The sequence below is a fragment of the Caballeronia sp. GAWG2-1 genome (genome assembly GCF_023631405.1).
Lineage (GTDB): Bacteria > Pseudomonadota > Gammaproteobacteria > Burkholderiales > Burkholderiaceae > Caballeronia.
This window is the reverse complement of the sequence record NZ_JALQDD010000031.1, coordinates 110,293-124,764: the sequence shown is the minus strand read 5'-3', so window position 1 is coordinate 124,764 and position 14,472 is coordinate 110,293. Positions and strand designations below refer to the sequence as shown.

11 protein-coding genes are annotated in these 14,472 nt (G+C 61.3%); 3 read left to right on the top strand and 8 right to left on the bottom strand.

Translation table 11 applies throughout. The annotated features are described in order from the left end of the window. Nucleotides 1-7: 7 nt before the first annotated feature. The 3 genes from NCR98_RS20895 to NCR98_RS20885 form a co-directional block, all read right to left on the bottom strand. Entirely contained in the window at nucleotides 8-1,855 is a 1,848-nt protein-coding gene (locus NCR98_RS20895) for an FUSC family protein (protein WP_250527151.1), read from the bottom strand. A gap of 156 nt (nucleotides 1,856-2,011) precedes the next feature. Beyond that, nucleotides 2,012-2,800: a COG4705 family protein gene (locus NCR98_RS20890; RefSeq protein ID WP_244831125.1), complete on the bottom strand. Its 789-nt coding sequence runs from the start codon at nucleotides 2,798-2,800 to the stop codon at nucleotides 2,012-2,014. Between the two features lie 76 nt (nucleotides 2,801-2,876). After that, complete coding sequence (locus NCR98_RS20885; protein WP_244831124.1) at nucleotides 2,877-3,461, bottom strand: 4'-phosphopantetheinyl transferase family protein; 585 nt, start codon at nucleotides 3,459-3,461, stop codon at nucleotides 2,877-2,879. Nucleotides 3,462-3,885: 424 nt separating this feature from the next. Here NCR98_RS20885 and NCR98_RS20880 point away from each other — a divergent pair, with 424 nt between their 5' ends. Both NCR98_RS20880 and NCR98_RS20875 read left to right on the top strand, forming a co-directional pair. Next, a complete protein-coding gene (locus NCR98_RS20880) occupies nucleotides 3,886-4,548 on the top strand; it encodes a response regulator transcription factor (RefSeq protein ID WP_244831123.1) in 663 nt (220 codons plus the stop codon). Further along, a complete protein-coding gene (locus tag NCR98_RS20875; RefSeq protein WP_250527150.1) occupies nucleotides 4,545-5,861 on the top strand; it encodes an ATP-binding protein in 1,317 nt (438 codons plus the stop codon). The genes NCR98_RS20880 and NCR98_RS20875 overlap by 4 nt, the downstream gene beginning before the upstream one ends. Before the next feature lie 154 nt (nucleotides 5,862-6,015). Here the strand turns inward: NCR98_RS20875 and tssF are convergent, their stop codons facing one another. Further along, nucleotides 6,016-7,869 carry a type VI secretion system baseplate subunit TssF gene (gene tssF, locus NCR98_RS20870; RefSeq protein WP_284503894.1) on the bottom strand — a complete coding sequence of 618 codons (1,854 nt, stop codon included), beginning with the start codon at nucleotides 7,867-7,869 and terminating at the stop codon, nucleotides 6,016-6,018. Continuing rightward, nucleotides 7,866-10,268, bottom strand: coding sequence for an ImcF-related family protein (locus tag NCR98_RS20865; protein ID WP_250527149.1), 2,403 nt, complete (start codon nucleotides 10,266-10,268; stop codon nucleotides 7,866-7,868). The genes tssF and NCR98_RS20865 overlap by 4 nt, the downstream gene beginning before the upstream one ends. Nucleotides 10,269-10,481: 213 nt before the next feature. Between NCR98_RS20865 and NCR98_RS20860 the strand changes: the two genes are divergently transcribed. Next, entirely contained in the window at nucleotides 10,482-11,036 is a 555-nt protein-coding gene (locus NCR98_RS20860; protein WP_250527148.1) for a hypothetical protein, read from the top strand. Nucleotides 11,037-11,325: 289 nt separating this feature from the next. Here the strand turns inward: NCR98_RS20860 and NCR98_RS20855 are convergent, their stop codons facing one another. Genes NCR98_RS20855 through NCR98_RS20845 form a run of 3 tightly spaced genes read right to left on the bottom strand, consistent with a single transcriptional unit; the run spans nucleotide 11,326 to nucleotide 14,469 of the window. Beyond that, nucleotides 11,326-12,570: a KPHS_23130 family T6SS system protein gene (locus NCR98_RS20855; RefSeq protein WP_502799780.1), complete on the bottom strand. Its 1,245-nt coding sequence runs from the start codon at nucleotides 12,568-12,570 to the stop codon at nucleotides 11,326-11,328. Between the two features lie 4 nt (nucleotides 12,571-12,574). Then, entirely contained in the window at nucleotides 12,575-12,823 is a 249-nt protein-coding gene (locus NCR98_RS20850; RefSeq protein ID WP_250527146.1) for a PAAR domain-containing protein, read from the bottom strand. A 32-nt stretch (nucleotides 12,824-12,855) separates the two neighbouring features. Further along, a complete protein-coding gene (locus NCR98_RS20845) occupies nucleotides 12,856-14,469 on the bottom strand; it encodes a T6SS phospholipase effector Tle1-like catalytic domain-containing protein (protein ID WP_250527145.1) in 1,614 nt (537 codons plus the stop codon). Nucleotides 14,470-14,472 lie beyond the last annotated feature (3 nt).

The following is a 14,472-nucleotide window of genomic DNA, read 5'->3' as shown; positions in this document are numbered from 1 at the left end:
GTCTGCCTCAATGGAAGCCGATTCGCGCCCGTAACGAAGCAAGCGTGCGCCACGTGACGGAGATATCGCGGCTGGCTTGCGCATCGCGAATGCGTGACGCAAGCATCGCGACGGCGCCATCGAGCGAGACGAGCGCATCGCTGGTGCGGGTATCGATAGGCAGCGTGTTACGTATCGGCCGTGCATAACGCGCGCGTACGCTTTCCAGCCGCGCCATCACCGAGCCGAAGCTGTGTTCGCTGCCTGCATCCTGTCGCGTATCGGAGCGCTCGCTGAGCATGGCGCGCACGTTGTGGACGCAGCACTGCAAGGCTCCGGCGATCTGCTCGTAACGCGGCTCCCAAACAAAGACGCGCTGCGGACGCAATGCAACGCGGAAGTCGTGCCATTGACGATCCAGCGCTCTGACCGCGGCGGCGGCACGTCCCTGGTTTTCATCCGCATTGGCTGAAGCCGCGCTCACGCCTTCGATCAAGGCATCGACCACGCCGACGAAGCGCGCCTCGATATGGCTCGTGGTATCGAGCGGCTTGACGGTGAACGCGGCGATCAAGGCGGCGAGGCATCCTATGGCCACTTCTTCGATCCGCAGTTCGACGAGCGGTTGCACGGCAAGGCCGAGACCGCCATAGACCAGACCCACGAGCACGGTGATGAAGAACACGCCCGGCCCGTATGCGCTCATGATGAAGTACGCCCAACCGAAAACGCAGAGCAGCATGGCGGCTGCAATCGCGGCGGGCTGATCGTGCAGACTCGTCACCAGAAGCGCGCTGACCAGTCCGCCCGCGAGTGTTCCGGCAATGCGCTGCATGGCGCGATACAGCGTGTCGCCGCGCGAACGCGTACCGAGGAACACGACGAACACCGTGATGACGGCCCAGAACCAGCGCTCCGACGAGAGCACGTGACCCGCGAGCATGGCCATCAGCGCTGCCGCGCCCGTGCGCAAGGCGGGCAGCCATGAAAGGCTCGTGCGTAGCTGGCTCATGTCGATTCTCTTGCGCGGCGGCGGCGCGTTCTTGCGCTTCGAATCCGTCGTCTCGATGCCTTCGAGCTTCGCAATCGCCGAGCGGAAGGCGCTTTCGCGTGCGGGGCGGCTCGTTGCATCGAAGACATATTGGCCTGCGGCGACTTCGAGTTCCACGAGCGCTTCGCGCAGCGCGCCGGCGTCGTCCGGGTCTAGAAGCGCGAGCCGGTCTTCGAAGGCGATGGCCGCTTCGTTCATCGAGGACAACGCCGTGTGCATGCGCCCCGCGCGCTGCGTTTCGCGGAGCACGTCTCTTGCGCGCAAGGCGACGGTGCGAATCGCCAGTTGTATCGCGGCGATACGGCGTTGCGGCACGATTCCGCGCGCGACGCACACGATCACGCACGGCGCCACCATCGACAGCGCGAGGATCAAAGCAGCCTCGTTCGACGATGGATGCAGATACACGCCAAAGTAAAAAGCCACGATGCCGATCAGCGCGCTGCCAAGCGCTCGAGGTCCGCAAGCCTGCACCAGCATGCCGGCGAAGAGCAGCGCGATGAACACCGCATCGGCGACGAACGGCACGACATCGAGCGCGGCCGCCGTGGCGAAGCTCGACACGGCGACGAGATAGAGGGAAGAGAGGGAGACTAACCAGCCGTGCAGCGTGTGATCGCGCAAGAACAGCGGGGCGATCATGCAGAACAGCACGGCTAGTCCGGCGACCACCGGCGGTGACCCGAATCGCGCGGCCACTTCGGTGCAGATGAAGACGCTAATCAACGTGGCGAGCGTCGCACGAAGCGCCGTGACGAAGCGCGCGAGGCCGGGATCTGCTACGAGCAGGCGGTCAGCCGCTCGTCGAAAGACGATCGCAATCATGGGTCGACATCCGGTCGGAGATCGGACACGGCTTTTGGCCGGCGCCGATGCAAAGGGACAATGCCGATTCGTCGTCGGCCGGGATCGCCGGCACTCGGACAAATACGGGTTTTCCCGGATGATAGCGCGTCAAAATTCTTTTTTGCGTGACTCAGGTCACGGATACGCCGCTGCCTTGCGCTTATCGACTCGATCCGTGATCCACACAGCCGCGACCATGGCCACGATGAGAACGACCGAAGCCGTGAAGCGGCTGAAAGCGAGTCCACCCTGGTCGACGGGTTTATCGAAGAAATCGCCCAGCGTGGCGCCGAGCGGCCGCGTCAGCACGAACGCGAGCCAGAAGAGCAGCGTGTGGGAAATCTGCGTAAAGAAGTACATCAGGCACACCGCAAGCAGCAGCGTGCCGAAAATCAGCGCGCTCACTTCGTAGCCGAGGCCGAGACCGCCGCGATCGTCGCCTGCGAGCCAGTCGCCGACGGCGGTGCCCAGCGTTTGCGAGAACAGGATCGTGATCCAGTAGAACCATTCGGCGCGCGGGGTGGTCACGCTCGACACCGCGACCGTTCCTTCCACGCGATACCAAAGAAAGATGCACAGCACCAGGCACACGACGATCAACGAGACGCCGCCCGGATAACCGAGCCCAACGGAGCGATCGGCAAAGTCGGCGAGCGTGGTTCCGAGCGTCGTGGTCGCGACGATGGTGATCCAGTAGAACGACGGATGGAAGCCCTTCGCCCGCACCTGCGCCATGACGAAGCCGACGAACAGGATCGCGAAAATCGCGGAGCCCACCAGATAGCCGAGATTCAGCGACATCGTGACCCAATCGCCGCCGGTCTCGCCGAGCGTCGTCGCCGCGATCTTGATGAGCCAGAAGCCGAGCGTGACGGCGGGCACCTTGAGGTCGTGTCGGTCCTGCGTTTCCGTATTGATTTGCATGTCGAAGTATTCCGTGAGAGCCGTGAGTCTCCGCAGAATAACAATCGATTCCTTAGCGGACGCTTAGCGCCGTTGGTCAAATTGCATCGAACGGACGCTCCCAGCCAAACGCTCGCACGCGTTCGAACGGTCTTTCGAGCACGACAGCGCCACGCGCTTCGCCCGGCAAGAGCAGCGGCAGCGTATGCCATGTCGTCTCCTGCGCGGCCCGCTCTTGCAGCGATCGCACCTCACCGCGTTCCGCGCGCGCTCGTGCGGCTGCGAACAAATCCTTCGTATCGCGCGGCGCGAACAGATTCGGCGCTATCTTCAGCCCTACTCTGTCAGCCGCCATCGCAATGACGATCCAGATACCGCAATAAGCGATGTCGACGCCGACCGACTGGCCATCGCGCAGATTCGCCACCACGATGCGTTCCTCGGGCCCTTCCTCCAGCTTCACTTCGTGTTGCCGGCACGCGAGCACCCCGGAAAGCAGCAGCCGAAGCGTCGCCCGTCCGACGCCGAAGCGCCGTCCCACCGCCGCGTTTGGATGAATGCGCGCGCGTTTGCGCTCGGCGACCGTGAGCCAAAGACCGACGTTCGATGCGGACACGAAGCGGAATTCGGTAGGCACGAGCCAGAGCGCGAGTTCGCCCGGCGCGGGGAGCCGTTCGAACATTACATTCGATTGCGAGAGATCGTAATGTTCCCACGCTAACGGGCGGGCGAGAACGGCGGACGGCGGCCGTCGCGGGGCTTTTTTCGTGGGCGCGGTGGTGGTCATGTCTGTCTTATGGGCGAACGGGCGGGCGATGATTCCGTGCAGAGCGACACCGTTGCAGCCGAGACTTAGCTCAAACTTAGGATTGGCGGCGATGCGGGTTTTCGCGGATGGCATGGCCCGTCGAGCAAACGATTCGCCTGGTCTTTTATTCCTAAGCACCAGCTAAGTCTACGCTTCGAGACTTCAGACTCAGTCAAGAAGACGCATCCTCCATGCCGATGTCCCCATCCCCCTTCTCACTCGGTGTAAAGTCGCTTTTGCCGCCCTTTTCGCAGATGTTTTGCGCGCGGGGGCGAAGGTGAGCCCACGGAGAAATGGCATGAGGGTGTTGCTGGTCGAGGACGACCGCATGATCGGCGAAGCTGTGCAAGACACCCTTAAGGACGGCAGCTACGCCGTCGACTGGGTGCGTGACGGCCGGCTTGCGTTGACGAGCCTGGAAACGCACAGCTACGACGTTGCCCTGCTCGATCTGGGCTTGCCGGGCAAGGACGGCATCGACGTGTTGCGCGCGGTGCGGGCCGGCGGCAATTTGGTTCCGTTACTTATCATCACCGCGCGCGATGCGGTGGAAGAGCGTATTCGTGGCCTCGATGCAGGCGCGGACGATTACATCCTCAAACCCTTCGAGATGTCCGAACTGCTCGCGCGGATGCGCGCCGTGGTGCGGCGGCGCAGCGGTCAGGCGGCGCCCGTCATGTCGAACGGCATCATCTCGCTCGATCCCGCCACGCGCGAAGTCACGGCCGCGGGCAACGTCACGCGTCTGTCGAGCCGCGAGTTTGCGTTGCTTCAGGCGCTCATGCTGCGCCCCGGCGCCATTCTCTCGCGCACGGAACTCGAAGACCGCATCTACGGCTGGAATGAGGAAGTCGAAAGCAACGCCGTCGAATTCCTGATTCATTCGCTGCGCAAGAAGCTCGGCGCGCAGGCGATCAAGAATGTGCGCGGCGTGGGCTGGATGGTCTCGAAGCAGACATGAACCGTTCGCTCCAGTTTCGTTTGTCGGCATGGCTGTCGGTGTTGATCGTGGCGATTGCGCTCATCGGCGGCTTCATCGCGTTCAAGACGGCTTTTCACGAGGCGAACGAGTTGCAGGACGGGCAGCTCAAGCAGATCACCGCGCTCGTGACGCCGCGCAGTCTCGCCGTCATGCGCCGCGAAACGCTTGCCGATGTGCCGGGTGTGGACTTCGCATCGAAGATCGTGATTCAGACACTCGATGAACGCGCGCCGCTCGCGCTCTCCGCCGACCTGCGGGACGGCCTTCAGTATGCGAACGTGGCTGGCCTGCGCTGGCGGATCATCGTGAAGACGCTCGAAGACGGCGTGCGTGTCGTGGTCGGACAGAAGACCATGGGGCGCGACGAGATTGCGCGCAACAGTGCGCTTGCCACCGTCATTCCGTTCGGCACGCTCGCGGTGGTTTTGCTCATCACGCTTCATTGGCTCGTGCGCCGCATGTTTCGTCCGCTCGCGCTTTTGGCGGGCGATCTCGATCAGCGTCCCGAGCACGATCTCTCGGCGCTCACGGAAGATACGGTTCCTTCCGAGATCACGCCGTTCGTCGTGGCGATCAATCGCATGCTGATCCGAGTGGACATTTCGCTGGCGATGCAACGCCGCTTCGTCGCCGATGCCGCGCATGAACTGCGCTCGCCGCTAACGGCGCTTTCGCTGCAAGCCGAGCGCCTCGACGCCTCGGAGATGCCCGCCGCCGCGCGCGAACGATTGTTCTCGTTGCGGCGAGGTCTCGCGCGCACGCGTGCGCTGCTCAATCAGTTGCTCACGCTCGCGCGCGTGCAGGACAAGACCGTGGGCAAGCCGAGCAGGCTGCGTGTACAGGAAGTTTTTCGCAACGTGCTCGAGGATTTGATGCCGCTTGCCGAGGCGAAGCGTCTGGACATCGGCGTGTCGAGTACGGAGGATGACGTGGTGATCGACGTGCCCGAGGCCGAGCTTTCGATCTTGCTGAAGAACCTCGTCGATAACGCCATCCGCTATACGCCGGAAGATGGGCGCGTGGATTTATCGGCCGGCGTGATCGATGGCCGCGCGTTCATTCGCGTGGAGGACTCCGGCGCCGGCATTGCGGCGGAAGAAAGGGAGCGTGTGTTCGATCCGTTCTATCGCGTGCTCGGCACGGATACCGAAGGCTCGGGTCTTGGTTTGTCGATCGTCGCCACGGTGGCGGCGCGGATCGGCGCGGAAGTTGTGTTAAGGGATGCGGAACCGCATGGGCTGGTTGTGGTGGTCAGGTTCGCGGCGGAAAGGGAAGTGCGGAGAGCGGCTTGAAGCGGTCTCTCACGCAAGTACGGACAGTGTGCGACGAAGCCGTCGTCGACCGGCAGCGCCACGCCACAATTCCAGACAACACAGGTATTGTGCAAGCCGCCGGCAGACGACGCGGGCGACGACCGTAGTGATTGACGCGCTGCGGTAACGCGAATCAGAATGGCGCCCCCTCGAACTCCATCACCGGATACACGGTCTGCTTACCCTCGACGTCCAGCACCAACCGCATCGCATGATGAAAACTTGCATAGCGGCCCACGAACCGGCTTAGCACATCACCGAACAGCGCTGCGTCACCCGGCCCGTCGAATGCCCTAGCGTCGAGGCGCACGTACACGCGAACCTCGCGTCGCATATGTCCTTTGCCCACCGACTCATGCTCGGCCAACCACACATCTTCGATAGCATCGATGCGCCGCTGAGTACTGTCGTCAGGCGACCAGTCGTAAAGCTCCAGCGCCTCGCGAAATGCAGGTGCGCCCACCATCCCGATCATGTTCAATTCATTCGCGCCGCCCGCCGTGAAATGGCCGAGCAAGCGCCAGTCGTACTCCGGGTGATGGCGCGGCGGATACAACGGCAGCGTCGGCGCGCTCAGGTTGCGCACCGACGCGATACCAGTAAAGCCCGACACTGTCTCGGTGATCGTCGCCTCGGAAAGCGCCATGCGCGGCAAGCGTCCATTGTTCGCCAGTGCCCTCACCGTCAGATGGCGATCCGGTTGCGGACGGTTCTCATCGTGCGCAGCGTCCGCGTGGAGACGCTCCCACAACTGCCCGGATAGCGTCAGCCAAAGCTCCCGGCCCGTCACGCCCAAACGCATCGAGGTATGGAAATAGCGCTCTGGCTTCTCGTACTGCAGCGTCCAGCCGCGATGGCGAAAGCTCGTGAAGGCGCTATATGCGTGACGTGCGCTGTCCTCCGGATCTGCGGCGGTCACTGCGAGCACGTGATACGGCTCGACGTGCCCCGCCACGCCGGGTTGAACGCGATGTTCGCGATCATGCCAGTCCGTGGGTCGCAGCGGCAGCGCATCCACTTCGAACAGGTTGATCACTGGTGTGCAGAACAGACGGAAGCTCTCGCGACACACCGGATAATCGCCCGGTACGCGCCCGCTCAGTTCGATTTCAAACGTCATCTGCGATTCGCCCGCCGGCAGCATCAAGGCGTCGAAGCCGCACAGATCGACGAAGTGAAACTTCTGCGGAAACACGAAGTATTCCAGCAGCGTCTGCTCGCGGTCCAGCGCTCGGTCGCGCTCGGGCTCGGTGACCGGCCACAGCCGCGTAGTCGGGCCAAAGCCCGCCCCTTCGAATTGAACGCCCTCGAGCGGCTGCAACTCGCCATTGCGCACCGAAGGCAAGCGCAGGCTAATCGAGGTGACCTGACGCGTTAGCGCCGCATAGAGCGCGGCCGCGGCGGCCCGCTCGCCGTGCAGATACAGCCGAATGCGCGACAGGTCCGTAGCCTCGCGCTGCTCGCCGAGCCACAGCCGGAAGGTAAGGCGGATGACTGTGCGCCCGCCGTCGCGCACCGCAACCTCCGCGTCCTCGACTGAAAGTGGCAGTAGCTGGACGGCCTGCGTCGTCCGGTAGAGACACTTTATCTGATCGGGACCGACAGGCGCCGAGCGCACCACGGCACCCGCAGGAATCTGCACCGCGCTCTCGGTGCCGTGTCCAAGCGGCGAGCATTCGATGATCGACAGCGAGGGAATCGCCCGCGCCGCATGCTCGTACAAATTGTCGATCAGCGCTTCGGTGAATTCCGGGCCGCCATCGTCGAGCTTCATGCGCAAACGCGCCATGAGCAGCGAAAAGCCCTCGAAGGTGGCGCGCACGCTGTCGCCCACCTCGCCGTAGCGCATACCCAGACGACGGGCAGCATCAGGATGGGCCTTGGCAAACTCGCCCGATGCGGCGCGCAAGTAGCGCATTTCCGCGTCGAAGTATTCGAGAAACGGATTCTCGTGCTCAAGCGCGGAATGCTTCCAAGGCGCGGTCATGGTCGCATCTCCGGCGGCAGAGGTGGCAAGGACAGTCCGCCGGCGGGCATCATCACACCCTTGCCGACGAGAAACACGCGCTGCGGCATCTTGAAGCCGCGCAGCTTGAGCAAATCGAGCGGCCCCGCGCCGACCTGCGCTTTGAGGTCGTACTGCAGAGGAAAACCGTTGCCTTGATTGAAGGTCAGCTCATAGGTGATGCTGTCAAGCGGCTTGACTTGAGCAGTAGCGAGCAAGCGCAGCCATGCCCAGTCACCGTTGGCGGCGAAAGCAATGCGTGCTCCCGCGTCGAGCGACTCCCACGTCAGTTGTACACGGCCGTTCTGGCCGCTGGAGCCGCTTTGCCCGATCGCCGGCCACACAATCGAGGTATATGTCTCCAATTGATTGAAGTACTCGATCTTCGCGCCGTCGATGCTCAGGATGTTGCGGGTGACGTCCGGATTTGGATGCGGCATGAGCTGGAACCGGTAGCTGGCATCGCCCTGCGCATACAACTGCGCGCCGAGCGTCGACAACTGGCGCAGTGCCGAGAGGAACTCCGGATCGAACTGCAATGCTTGTGGCGCGAGTTCGTTCGGCGCCCACGCATTGCCTTCAGGCTGAAGCGTGCCTGCGAGCTGTGTCGTCACAAAGCGCGAGATCAGTCCGGTGTCGGGCTTGATGTAGCGACCCAGCTCGGCAAACGAGGCATCTGCGTCGGTGTCCGAGAATGGGTAGTGCCCGTTGAAGCTGCTCGCAAACGGCGCGGCGATCGACAAGCGCCACGCCTCGTTCAAACTGGCCGCAGCCGGCTGCAGAATGGTTTGCCACGCCACGTCGAGGGGCCGCGAGAACAGCGCGTCGCCGAAGCCCGACCATTGCGAGCCGAGGCTTGCGGCAGTAAGCGCGGCATCGTCGCGTGCCTGCGTGAGTTCCGAAAGCTTGCCCTGAAACACCGCCTGCGCCATCTGTCGGGCCATCGCCTGGGCGTCGGTGCTGGTGGCGATTTGCTGCAGCTTCAGACGCATGGTCGTGGCCACCGTCAGGAAGTGCGCGAGGCTCACGCCGCTGAAGTCGGCGACGCTTTTCGTGGGCTTGCCGTTCGACTTGCTGGCCGTGCCTGTCACCACGTCATCGCCCATCAACGCGAGCAGCGGGCCGAAAGGTTTGTCCAGCGGATTGACTTCCTGAGCACTCGCGATGCCTGTCTTGTTGCCAATCAGGTCCTGTGCTTTGCGCACTAGCGTGTCCGAGAGCGCCTGCGAGGGACGTCCCGCCTGTGCCTGATACTGAACCGATTTCATCAGCGCAATCAGCGGCGAGGTCTGCGCATCGGTCAAGCGCGTGAGCTGCGTGATCGCGCTGCCTAGATTGGTCGCATTCTGCCATTGCAGGCTGTTCAGCATCGCCTGCCACGCGGCGGTATAGCTTGCGAAATAGCGCGCGCGCAGGCGCTGCCTCACTTCCTCGATGTCCTGATGCGCTTCGAGCGCCGCGCCCGGCACGCGCGCGGCGCGTTCGTCGGCGAGCACCCAGTCCGCCGCCACGCGCCCTTCCTTGGCGGCCTTGTCGATTGCCTCGCCGATCATGCCGTCCCATGCGGCGCGCGTGTAGATGCCCGGTACGGTTTGCGTCGTCGTGAATAAGCCGCGTGCGTCCGCTCCGTTGATCAGCGTCACGAGCGACATATCGGCGTATTTGCCCTTCGCCTGCTCCAGCACGGATTGGTAGAGCGTGTCGTCGGAGTTCTGCAGGCCGATCTGATTGACGAGCATGTTGCGCGACGCCTGGGTCAGATCGCTGGACGCATTGATGCGCCATTCGGGATGCGCACGCAAGTGCGACGCGTAGAACGACGCGAGCCGTTGCGAGGTGTCGAGCCATTCGCCCGTGCTCATGCCGGCGATTGCGGGCCACGTGGTCGGCAACTGCTTGGCGAGGTAGGCAGCGTCTGCATGTTGAGGCTGCGCCAGCATTAGATACGTCTTGAGCGCGTCGTAGTCGCGCTGTTGCTCCTCGGTGCTGGGCAGTGCGTCGGCGCGAGACTGAGCGAGTTGCGTGAGCGTGGCTTCGAGTTGATGGGTGGACGGATCGCGCAGGTTGCGCGCCGCGATGCTTGCATAGGTCGGCCAGAGCGCAGCGAGTATTTGATCGTTGTGATTCAGGCCTGCACGCATGTACCACGGTGCGCCATGTTGCTGGCGATATTCCAGTGTGTCGATTTGTTGTTGCAGGGCGAGTTGAGCGCGTATCGCTGCCGGCGTGCCTAGCTTCGTGGCAAGGGCCGTGTCGACCGCGGCCCGTACATCGGCCATGACGGAGCGATTGCCGATGAACGAGACGGTCAGCGCCGCGCACCAGCCTATCGCTCCAACCATTACCAGGGCCGCGAGCGCGTTGGGCCAGTAGAACCCCACCCGACGTCCATAGGGTGCTGCATTATGTTCTGCAACGGTCTGCCAAATGAGGCGTCGCTCGAGCTGGCGCGGCACCACGCCGTCTTGCGTTTCGCCGCGCTGAAATGCGATTAGCTCCCGCTCCTTAAAGAGCGGAGCAAAGAGCAGCCCGTGCACCGGGTGACGCCAAAGGCGAGACTGAGCGGTTTGTAAAACGAGGTTGAGCAGCCCGACATGCAACTCGCTGATGTGTTGCGATACCTGCGCCGCATACCGATCGTGGGCATCTTGAGCGAGGCGTCTTACACCACTGTCCGCAAGACGATGAGCAAGCGCGCTGAGCAAGGGTTCGACCGCATCGGCTTTCAGACGCCTATCGGACCAAAGAATGCCAATCGCCTCCTCCGAGACAGGGAGCTTGTCCTCGAAATCCGTTGCATTCACAAGATACACAGGCGCCGCCCAGCCCAGCGTCCGAGCCTGACGCGTGAGCCGCTGTGCGAGTTCTTCCGAATCAAATGGAGCGTCCTTGTAATGCCGATTGCACATCACGGCTACGATCGCATCTACGGGCCGTCGGCGACGGAACCGACGGATCTGGTCGAGCCAGTCGGCATCGATAAAATCAATTGTCTGCGCCGCATAAATCAGAACCGCACCACTGGTGATCTCATAGCCGTTCTTGGCAAGCCCTGGCGCAAGGCGTTTGACGATCGACTCGTCGCCACTCACAAGAATCCAGCGATCGCGGTACCGCCAGCACCTGCCATGGCGGTCGCGAAGCGCTAATTTCAGTGCTTCCCGTTTGATCGGCACAGACTCTTTGCGCACCGTCTCGGCCGCACTCAGCCGGGCGAGCGGATCGCGTTCGAATTGCTCCTGCTTGCGCTGCAGGGCAAAACGCGCTGTCAAGCGCCATGTGCTTGACAGCGCGCCCCGTGCACTGAGTACGATCGCGCCCATCATGCACACAAAAATCACCCTTCGGGCAGCAGATGGATCGAGTTCCGAGCCATGGGACCAAGCGTAAAGTGAAGCGAGCGCGGTCAGCGCTCCCACAAAAATCCAATAACGAGATTTAGGCAATTTCTATTCCGTCGCGTGTCGATGTCTGGCCTCCCGGCTGCGCGACTGCAACGCGAAACCTGCCTTCTCTCCATGCCATTAGTTGTGGGCGCTTGGTATCCGCCGCGTGCTCGATACCGAGCGTGAGCGTGAGCCATCCGGTCGCGCCGTCGAGGCGATCGAATGTCTTGTCAACGTCGTGAATACCGGACAATTTCTCAGTCTTTGACACGCCGGCCACCAAGCTTGAAATGTCTCGGGAAATGGTTGATTTCTCGTCAGACTCCAGAGCAGCTTCCCACAGATCACTAATTTGATCGCCTGTCGCGTGCCCAAACCGCAAAGGGGCTGTCAGTACAGCCCTGCACTCCTCCGACTCACCTTCGATCGGCCGGTGCAGTATTGCAAGCGGACAAAGCTCATAACGATAGGCGAGCGGCGCCCATGACAGCAGCAAGGCGACCGCAGCTTCGGTGCTGTCGTCGAATGGCGCTTCACGAAGCTGTACAGCAGCAAAAAGGACGAACCGTTCCAACTTTGGCCCACCTCGGACATCGAGCCATTCATCCAGCGCCATCACGCCTTGTTCGGGTTCGATCAGAATGGCAGTGGTCGGTCGAAGTTTCGCGGCGGTCCAACAAGCTTGCCATGCCGCAAGCGAGGTGTCACGATCCGCCTCCTTGGGCAACTGCAGACGAACGGCAAATGGCGCGTCATGGGGAATCTTCCGGACTACATCGACCATCGCCTCGATCAGATCTCCGAAGCAGGCGCGATAGCGTGATGGATCATCGTCGTCACCGACCAGCGGCAGTTCCTTGTAGTTGCTAACCGAGACTGCGATTTCCCCTGCCGGCAGTTCGGCGGTGTTCGCAGGCTCCGCAATGAGCCTCGCCATGTTCGACGTGCCGGCGCCAGTTAGATAGGCATAGCCGAGCACCGCGAGCGGATCGCGGGCAAACTCCACTGCTTTTTCTCGGTCTGCGCGCAGTGTTTCGTTCACTGCGTCGATCCGATCACATTCCTGTTCGTGATAGAGCCAGCGCAATCCGTAGGCAAGCGCCCAAATCAGAAAAGGAATGCCTAACAGCTGGATCCAGAACCATGCTGTGCGCGTCGATTCGTTCTTGGGCCACGCGACGAAGGTATAGACGGCGCCTCCCGCCATGACAACAGCAAGAAGCACCAGCCAAATAATCATCCGTGGCGGCTCGGGACGGGTCTCGGATGACTCTGCCGGGGGTAAAACGACGGGCATCCGTCTACCGCAAGCTAGAAATAAGGCGACAGCCGCACATAGCACGAAAGCCGTGCCGGGCGACTGGAACCCCGCCGTCGGTCGTGCCATCGTCACCGTCGATGACGAGGTTAGGCTTGATGTCGTGCAAAGGGCAACTTACCTCGTCTCCTTTGCGCGCGACATAGCTACCGCCGAAGCGCATGGTCTTCGAGGCGGTAATGACTTTGCCACCGTGATCGGTGTCGTCGCCAAGACGGATGAGATCAATCATTTCGTGCTCCTTTTACTTGTCTTCGAACCAATTTATGCAATTGCCTCAGTGTTATCCGAACGCTCACGCGCTGAGGCAATGCTCCAGTCGTTTTCGGGCATGTAGGAAACGTCGCCGAAGTACATCATTCGCCAGTTCTGAAGCTTTGAAAAATCGTTTCCAAAGCCGGCTACAGAATCGTGTACCAAGTAGTCGAAAAAATCGAGTTCAGCTTGCGCGTCGCTTGGTTCGCCGATGATTAAAGACACGTCTTCATAAGCACGGGCCAACGTCAATTCCCTCAGGGTCAAGGTCTTCCCATTCAGTTTCTTAGTCTCTGCTTCCGCCGTCGCACTATTGATCGCAAGACCGCCTTTGGTGATAAAACGTAGTTGCTCGTCCTGCTTTGGCACCAAGTCGCCGTTATTTGTCTTTGCAAGTATTTGTTTTGCCTTAGGCAGACGTGCGCGTGCGGCGGAATCGTTGGTCAGCTTGGAGAGGTGACTACGTGCGACGTAAAGCGGGAAAAGATGATCGGAGACAGCTTTCTCAAGTGGTCCGGCGGCTCGAGCGCGCCGTTGATATCGATTGAACAGAGCCGCGGTCTTGGGAGAAAGACTAAACGACGCTTGGACCTTTGCACCAAGCGTGCTTAAAGATCGCAGCGGTACGCCTGCAGTTCGAGCCGCACGATACATGTGTAGCAACGGCACCTGACTTAGCTTTTCCGCGTCTTCCAGCGCTTTGGTCTGTTCTGCGGGCGCATAGCCCCCACCCACATCTGAGTGCACTCCGGGATAGACGATCTCAAAACAATTCGGAGGATAGTGCTTTCCGTCACGCACGGAATCCAAGGGAAAAGAATCGCGGACCTCATGCGCGGCGACGTAGTGAATGCACTGCTCTACCATTGCCGGAATCTTTAGGCTTTTCGCCCAATCGTAGTGACCATCTTTCGGTGCAATACTAAGTCCGACGCTCAGAGCCGGCGATATGGCGTAGGTGGCGAATTTCAGGATTGGACTATGATCGACGGATTTGGCACTAGCGGGTAACCCTGCGGAGGCAACCGTATCGAACAAGCCCATGAAGTACACCCGGATCGGGTAACCTTGATAGCGCCATCCGGCGGAGTCCTGTCGGCAATCCTTGGACAGGCGAACAGCAAAAGCACGCGCCAGGGCTGCGCCTCGTGAAAAGCCGAACAGCGCGACGTTGATCATTCGAATCGGTTGCTTAGGGTTCGTCGCGCGAGCTTTCGCTTTGGAGATTCTCTGATCGAACTGAGTCCTTGCCCACCGCAAACGCTTGTCTCCACCGCTAGCGAACGCAAGTCCCGGCGTGCTCGCTGTCATCTCGCCGACTTCAGGGAAAGGTGTGCCGAGCCCGTTAATATAGATTCGATATGTGCCTGTCCTTTCTTCATCTTCAGCATGTGCCGCATGAAGGCGTGCAACGTTACTATGTGCCGACTTCTCTGTGTCAATGTAAAGATTGTTTCCTGTACCGTCGAAGAAGACAGAAATCCAAAGCGATTGGGAACAGTCTGAAGTACCAGGCCGCTTTTTCTCATCGAAGCAAGCCATAGATTCCGCACGCTTTTCACGCTCACTCGAAGTCAACGGCCGCAGACCAGCCGAGGAAGGAACCTGAGTAATGTCCAACATGGC

What these genes read in the sequence shown, in the direction of transcription:
- NCR98_RS20885 (WP_244831124.1), bottom strand. Translation starts at nt 3,461, where the DNA reads ATGTTCGAACGGCTCCCCGCGCCGGGCGAACTCGCGCTCTGGCTCGTG.
- NCR98_RS20860 (WP_250527148.1), top strand. Translation starts at nt 10,482, where the DNA reads ATGCAACTCGCTGATGTGTTGCGATACCTGCGCCGCATACCGATCGTG.
- tssF (WP_284503894.1), bottom strand. Translation starts at nt 7,869, where the DNA reads ATGACCGCGCCTTGGAAGCATTCCGCGCTTGAGCACGAGAATCCGTTT.
- NCR98_RS20895 (WP_250527151.1), bottom strand. Translation starts at nt 1,855, where the DNA reads ATGATTGCGATCGTCTTTCGACGAGCGGCTGACCGCCTGCTCGTAGCA.
- NCR98_RS20880 (WP_244831123.1), top strand. Translation starts at nt 3,886, where the DNA reads ATGAGGGTGTTGCTGGTCGAGGACGACCGCATGATCGGCGAAGCTGTG.
- NCR98_RS20890 (WP_244831125.1), bottom strand. Translation starts at nt 2,800, where the DNA reads ATGCAAATCAATACGGAAACGCAGGACCGACACGACCTCAAGGTGCCC.
- NCR98_RS20845 (WP_250527145.1), bottom strand. Translation starts at nt 14,469, where the DNA reads ATGTTGGACATTACTCAGGTTCCTTCCTCGGCTGGTCTGCGGCCGTTG.
- NCR98_RS20875 (WP_250527150.1), top strand. Translation starts at nt 4,545, where the DNA reads ATGAACCGTTCGCTCCAGTTTCGTTTGTCGGCATGGCTGTCGGTGTTG.
- NCR98_RS20850 (WP_250527146.1), bottom strand. Translation starts at nt 12,823, where the DNA reads ATGATTGATCTCATCCGTCTTGGCGACGACACCGATCACGGTGGCAAA.
- NCR98_RS20855 (WP_502799780.1), bottom strand. Translation starts at nt 12,570, where the DNA reads ATGCCCGTCGTTTTACCCCCGGCAGAGTCATCCGAGACCCGTCCCGAG.